This is a genomic window from Stackebrandtia sp. (assembly GCF_035643755.1).
In the GTDB taxonomy this organism is placed as follows: domain Bacteria; phylum Actinomycetota; class Actinomycetes; order Mycobacteriales; family Micromonosporaceae; genus Stackebrandtia.
Genome location: NZ_DASQPW010000265.1, coordinates 1 through 5,644, shown reverse-complemented (window position 1 = coordinate 5,644; position 5,644 = coordinate 1). Strand labels below are relative to the sequence as shown.

At 70.0% G+C, this 5,644-nt stretch carries 6 protein-coding genes; 2 read left to right on the top strand and 4 right to left on the bottom strand.

The window, feature by feature from the left end; genetic code table 11:
• Both VE172_RS20695 and VE172_RS20690 read left to right on the top strand, forming a co-directional pair.
• The coding region (locus VE172_RS20695) for an aminotransferase class V-fold PLP-dependent enzyme (protein ID WP_324803888.1) at window positions 1-534 on the top strand (534 nt) is incomplete at its 5' end.
• A 36-nt stretch (window positions 535-570) separates the two neighbouring features.
• Window positions 571-2,223 carry an alpha/beta hydrolase gene (locus tag VE172_RS20690; protein ID WP_324803887.1) on the top strand — a complete coding sequence of 551 codons (1,653 nt, stop codon included), beginning with the start codon at window positions 571-573 and terminating at the stop codon, window positions 2,221-2,223.
• 9 nt (window positions 2,224-2,232) lie between these two features.
• Here VE172_RS20690 and VE172_RS20685 read toward each other — a convergent pair whose 3' ends face one another.
• The 4 genes from VE172_RS20685 to VE172_RS20670 form a co-directional block, all read right to left on the bottom strand.
• Entirely contained in the window at window positions 2,233-3,204 is a 972-nt protein-coding gene (locus VE172_RS20685) for a CPBP family intramembrane glutamic endopeptidase (protein WP_324803886.1), read from the bottom strand.
• A 161-nt stretch (window positions 3,205-3,365) separates the two neighbouring features.
• Complete coding sequence (locus tag VE172_RS20680; RefSeq protein WP_324803885.1) at window positions 3,366-4,352, bottom strand: carbohydrate kinase family protein; 987 nt, start codon at window positions 4,350-4,352, stop codon at window positions 3,366-3,368.
• Window positions 4,353-4,493: 141 nt separating this feature from the next.
• Window positions 4,494-4,850, bottom strand: a complete 357-nt coding sequence (erpA, locus tag VE172_RS20675) for an iron-sulfur cluster insertion protein ErpA (RefSeq protein ID WP_324803884.1) — start codon at window positions 4,848-4,850, stop codon at window positions 4,494-4,496.
• Between the two features lie 358 nt (window positions 4,851-5,208).
• A partial coding sequence (locus tag VE172_RS20670) for a glycerate kinase (RefSeq protein WP_324803883.1) occupies window positions 5,209-5,644 on the bottom strand: 436 nt, incomplete at its 5' end.

The following is a 5,644-nucleotide window of genomic DNA, read 5'->3' as shown; positions in this document are numbered from 1 at the left end:
GGGGTCGGCGTCCTGGTGGTGCGGGAGGGAACCCGTTGGCGTTCGCCGTGGCCCGACGACGTCGCCGAGGCGGGCTCGCCGGGCGCCCGCAACCTTCCCGCCATCGTGGCCGCCGCCGCCTCGCTGCGGGCGGTGGCCTCCGAGATGGACGCCGAGGACGCCCGATTGCGGGCGCTGACGGCGCGCGTCCGCGCCGAGCTCGCCGAGATCCCCTATGTGGACGTCGTGGGCGACGCCGACCGGCGGCTGCCGCACATCGTCACCTTCTCCAATCCGTTCGAGGACGGCGAACCGCTGCTGCAGGCATTGAACGAGCGGGGCTTCGCGGTGTCGGCGGGGTCGGCGTGCACGGCCTCGACCCTGCGTCCGTCCCATGTGCTGGAGGCCATGGGCGTGTTGTCCTACGGCAACATTCGGGTGTCGCTTTCCCGCGAGACCACCGCCGCCGACGTCGACCGGTTCCTGGCCGAGCTGCCGCGGGTGTTGCGGCGCCTGCGATCCGAGGCGGGCGTCGCGGATCTGGGACCGATTTAGCGTTCCTGCCAACCTTTCGGCACCCCGCACCCGTCAGTGGGTTACCCGGACCACGACCAGGGACAGGTGACCATGGACTTCGGACAGTTGCGCACGCTCAACATCGCGGGCATTCACGACCGGGCCCGGTCGCTGACCGGCATGTCGCGATCGGCCGATTCCCATGGGGGCCAAGTGGACGGGCACCGGTCGCGGCTGCCGGGCTCCTGGAACGGCGCCGACGCCGACACGGCGGTGCGGACCCTGCGCGGCCACGTCGAGAACCTGGACGAGGTGCGCGACAAGCTCCAGGGCGCCGCCAAGGCCGCGACCCGGCTGGCCGACGCGCTGGGACCGGCCAAGGCCAAGGCGATGCGCGGCGCCGACATCGCGAAGTCCCTGCCGGGCGCGGACTTCGACACCGCCAAGGGGCGCGTCGACTATCGGTGGCGGGAGGACCTGTGGGGTCCGTTGGCCAAGGCCAGCGCCCAGGCCAGGACGAACCACCAGAAGAACCTCCGGCTCGCCAAGCGGGCCAACGAGTTGATGGCCGAGGGCGTCAAGGACGCCACCACGGCCGACAGGGAAACCTCCTCGGCGCTGAGCGACTTCGGCACCCCCTCCACGCTGGGCGCCCCGCCGACGCCGGACGTGTCGCGGTTGACTCCCCCGGCCAACCCGAAGGACCCCGAGCACTCGGCGGCCCAGGTGCACGACTGGTGGACGAATCTGTCACCGCGGCAGCGCCAGGAGCTGCTGCGCCTCCATCCCGAGCGGATCGCCCAGGTGGACGGGATTCCCGCGCTGGCCCGCGACGAGGCCAACCGCGCGGTGTTGACGTCGCGACTGGACGCCAACGAGGCGGAGCTCAATCAGGTGGTCCCGCAGCTGTACGAGAACCCCTTCGACCCGGTCCTGCGGTCCCGGGGGGACCAGCTGGCCAAGGAGAACAAGCGGCTCAAGGCGTTGCAAGCGGAGATCAACCGCCCCGACCGGTTCCTGCTGGGTTTCGACACCGCGGGCGACGGACGGGTCGTCATCTCGCTGGGCGACCCCGACACCGCCTCCAACGTCGTCACCCAGGTGCCCGGGGTGTCCAACGACTTCGACAACTCCCTCGACCACTCCGACTCCACGAGCCTGATCAGCCGCGCCGAGGCCATGCGGCCCAACGCCAACACCGCCTCCATCATGTGGCTCGGCTACGACACCCCGGGCAACGCCCTGGACGCCGCCGGCGGCGACACCCGATACAACACCGACGGCTCGGCCGAGCGCCTGGCGTCGTTTACCAACGGGCTGCGCGCCACCCACCTCGGCGGGTTCAACAGCACCCTGGTGGCGCACAGCTTCGGCGGGGTCACCTCGGCGCACGCGGCGTCGAAATACAACATGAACCTGGACAACTTCGTGCAGGTCGCCAGCGTCGGCGCCGGTCCCGGCGTGAACAGCGTCAACGACTACAAGGGGGTCGGGCACTCGTGGACCATGCGCGGACTGACCGACATCGTGAACGTCACGCCGTTCCCCGAGGACGGCCAGGACCCCGAGAAGCTGGACGGCATGCGCGTCCTCCCCGGCGGCACCTCGGGCCACAGTGGATATTGGGAGAAGGGATCGGAGACCCTGGACCGGATCAACGCCGTGGTCCAGGGCCAGAATCCGCAGTGGATGGAGCCCTTCGACCCGCCGCCGTACAACGGGCCGTGAGCCGGGTCGTCAGCCGCCGGGCAGCAGGCGCACCGACAGTTCGGGGCCGACCTCGGGGCGCCGGTAGCCCAGCCCGCCGCGGGTGGCGACGAGGACCGCCAGCCCCACCGCGGTGAACGCGATCAGCGCCGGCAGCAGGCCCAGGTCCATCGGCAGCGCCGGGAAGATCGCGAACAACAGGACGCTGGCGGTGTTGTTGACGCTGGCGTGCAGCATCATCGCCAGCGGCAGGCTTTCGTTGGTGCGGTTGAACACCCAGGTGATGAAGAAGCTGATCATGACGCACATGACGGTGAACACGGCGATCGTGCCGTACCACTCGGGCCTGCCCACCCGGTCACCCATATAGGACCACCGGGTGGCGAAGAGCGGGAAGTGCCAGATCGCCCACAGCACGCCGAGCATGCCGGTGCCGCGCAGCGGGCCGTAGCGGTATTGCAGGATCGGCAGCGCGAAGTCCCGCCACCCCGGTTCCTCGGCGAGTCCACTGGTGACGATCTGGAGCGGCAGCATCGCGACGTACGTGGCCACCACCGCGGCGCCCGGCGCCCGCACGTCGTCGAGGACGCCGGGCAGCGGCAGCGTTCCCAGCATCAGCAGGGCCGGGGTGCCCACCAGCGCGAGCAGGTACCACTTCACGCCGACGCGCCAGCGGTTCAGCCGGTGGCGCCACCGCAGCAGCGCGGGCCCGCCGCCGGCCACCAGGGTCACCAGGAACGCCGCCCCCAGCGGGCCGGCGTAGGCGCCGGGGAGCACGCCGGCCAGCTCGGTGCTGCCCAGCAGCTTGGGCAGCTCGATGCCCGGTTCGAGGCCGAGCCCGTCCGGGCCGAGGATGTACGGCAGCCACAGCACCCAGCTGCCCAGGTAGGCGATGACGAAGAAGCTCGCCATCGGTCGGCGCTGGATCAGTCGCGCCACGGCGGATCGGCGGATCGGGGCGGTCGGAGGGGACGCGGTGTCGCGCGAGGCTTGCGTTGTCACTTCGAAGTCCTTAACGGAGTGTCCATTGAATAGGGTCGTGAGGATTCACGACCTATTCACGACACCACGGACAGCGCGTGGACACATTGCCGTCAGCTACCGCATCGAGGTAGCGCACGCTGTACCTCGATGCGGTGGGCCGACGGTCGCGCGACGGGGCGCTACACGCTCTTCAGCACGTGCGGGGACACCTCGGCGGCGCAGGCGGGCCCGTAGGACTCGCCGAGCCGCTGGATGAAGACCGTCGGGTCGACCAGGTATTCCTGGGTGCCAACGGTTTCCAACACCAGGGTGGCCAGCAGGCTGCCGACCTCGGCGGCGCGGCGGGCGGTCAGGCCCCACGACAGCGCCGCGAAGAATCCCGCGCGGAAGCCGTCGCCGACGCCCGTGGGGTCGTAGGCGTTGATCTCGCGGGCGACGGGCACGTGGATGCGGTCGAGGCCGCGGCCGACGATCTCCACGCCGTCCTTGCCCAGCGTGGTGACGCGGACCTGGACCTTGTCGAGGATCTGCTCGTGGGTGAGGCCGGTCTTGTTCTCCAGCAGTTCCTTCTCGTATTCGTTGGTGAGCAGGAACTTCGCGCCCTCGATGAGCTCGCGGGCCCCGTCACCGTCCAAACGGGCCAGTTGCTGGGAGGGGTCGGCGGCGAACGGGATGCCGAGCTCGCGGCACTGCGCGGAGTGCCGCACCATGGCGGCGGGGTCGTTGGCGCTCACCAGAACCAGGTCGAGGCCGCCGGAGCGCTCGTGGACCGGGGCGAGGTCGATCTTGGACGATTCGGCCATGGCCCCGGCGTAGAAGGAGCCGATCTGGCACATGTCCTCGTCGGTGGTGCACACGAACCGCGCGGTGTGCGCGGTGTCGGAGACGTACACCGACTCGACGTCGACGCCGTGGCCGGACAGCCAGCCCGCGTAGTCGTCGAAGAAGTCCTTGCCGACGGCGCCCACCAGCATCGGTGACAGGCCGAGCTGCGCCATGCCGAAGCAGATGTTCGAGGCGATCCCGCCGCGCCGCAGCACCAGGTCGTCCACGAGGAACGACAGGGAGACCTTGTCGATCTTGTCTTCGATGAACTGGTGGGCGAACTTGCCCGGGAAGTGCATGAGGTGGTCGGTGGCGATCGAGCCGGTCACGGCGATCTTCATCGCGAAGGGTCCTAGCGAGAGGCAACAAAAACAGCCCGGCCGGGAAACGACCGGGCTTAATCGAGGATAATGCCTCGACGCGCGGCGGCACACCAGGCGTCGGGCACCCCGTCACGATTTAAAGACTGCTGTGGGCGGCCTTTAGTGGAACGAGTCGCCGCAGGCGCACGATCCCGTGGCGTTCGGGTTGTCGATGGTGAAGCCCTGGGCGTCGATGCGGTCGGCGAAGTCGATGCTGGCGCCGGTGAGGTACGGGACGCTCATCCGGTCGACGACGACGCCGAAGCCGTCGTACTCCTTCACCTGGTCACCGTCCAGGGAGCGGTCGTCGAAGTACAGCTGGTAACGAAGCCCCGAACACCCGCCCGGTTGCACCGCCACCCGCAGCTTCAGGTCGGCGTTGCCTTCCTGCTCCAGCAGCGCCTTCACCTTCGCGGCGGCCTCATCGGTCAACGAGACACCGGTCGGATTGGTGGTCTCGGTCTGCGTGTCGGTCACGGTGTTACTCCCTTAAGAGACGTCTGTCAGTTTCCACCGTAGCGAACGTGATCACGTCCGGCGACATTCCACGCCTGTGAGGATTGTTGCCACGACCCTACGACGATCGCACAGGGCCGCGACGCGGGTGGATGTTTCGCGGGACCTCGACACGGTTGCCCCGGGACCCCGCGAAACGGCGGGTCAGAACGCGACCGACGATTCCCGTGTCACCCTCGGGATCGAGATGATCGCGTCGAACGCCTCTGCCGGCGACACCCCGGCGTGGAGGCGCGGCCGCCAGGCCCGTCAGGCCCGTCAGGAACGAGTCGCTGGTCCGCCGCGCTGAGAGCGGCCGGGCCACGTGTCGAGACCGCCGCTAGCCGCTCCCGTCGCGCGGGGCGCGGCGTCGGGCGAGGTCGGCGCCGAGTTCGCTCAGTCCGCGTGCGGCCTGGGTCATGGCCTTGTCGGTGGAACCGAAGTGTTCGGTGAGGGACAGGGCGCTGGTGATACCCGCGCGCGCCATCTCCCGCGCGTCGGCGTCGACGCGCCCGGCCACGACCACGCACGGCACTCCGCGGGACCGGGCGGCTTCTGCCACATTGGACACGAGTTTGCCGCGTAGCGACTGCCGATCGAAGCTGCCCTCGCCGGTGATGACGAGGTCGCAGGCGTCCAGCGCGGCGTCGAGACCGACGGCGCGGCTGATCAGGGCCGCCCCGGATTCGCGCCGGGCCCCCAGGGCGAACAGGGCGGCGCCGATCCCGCCCGCGGCGCCCGCGCCGGGCAGGACCGCCACGTCGGGCGGGCAGCCC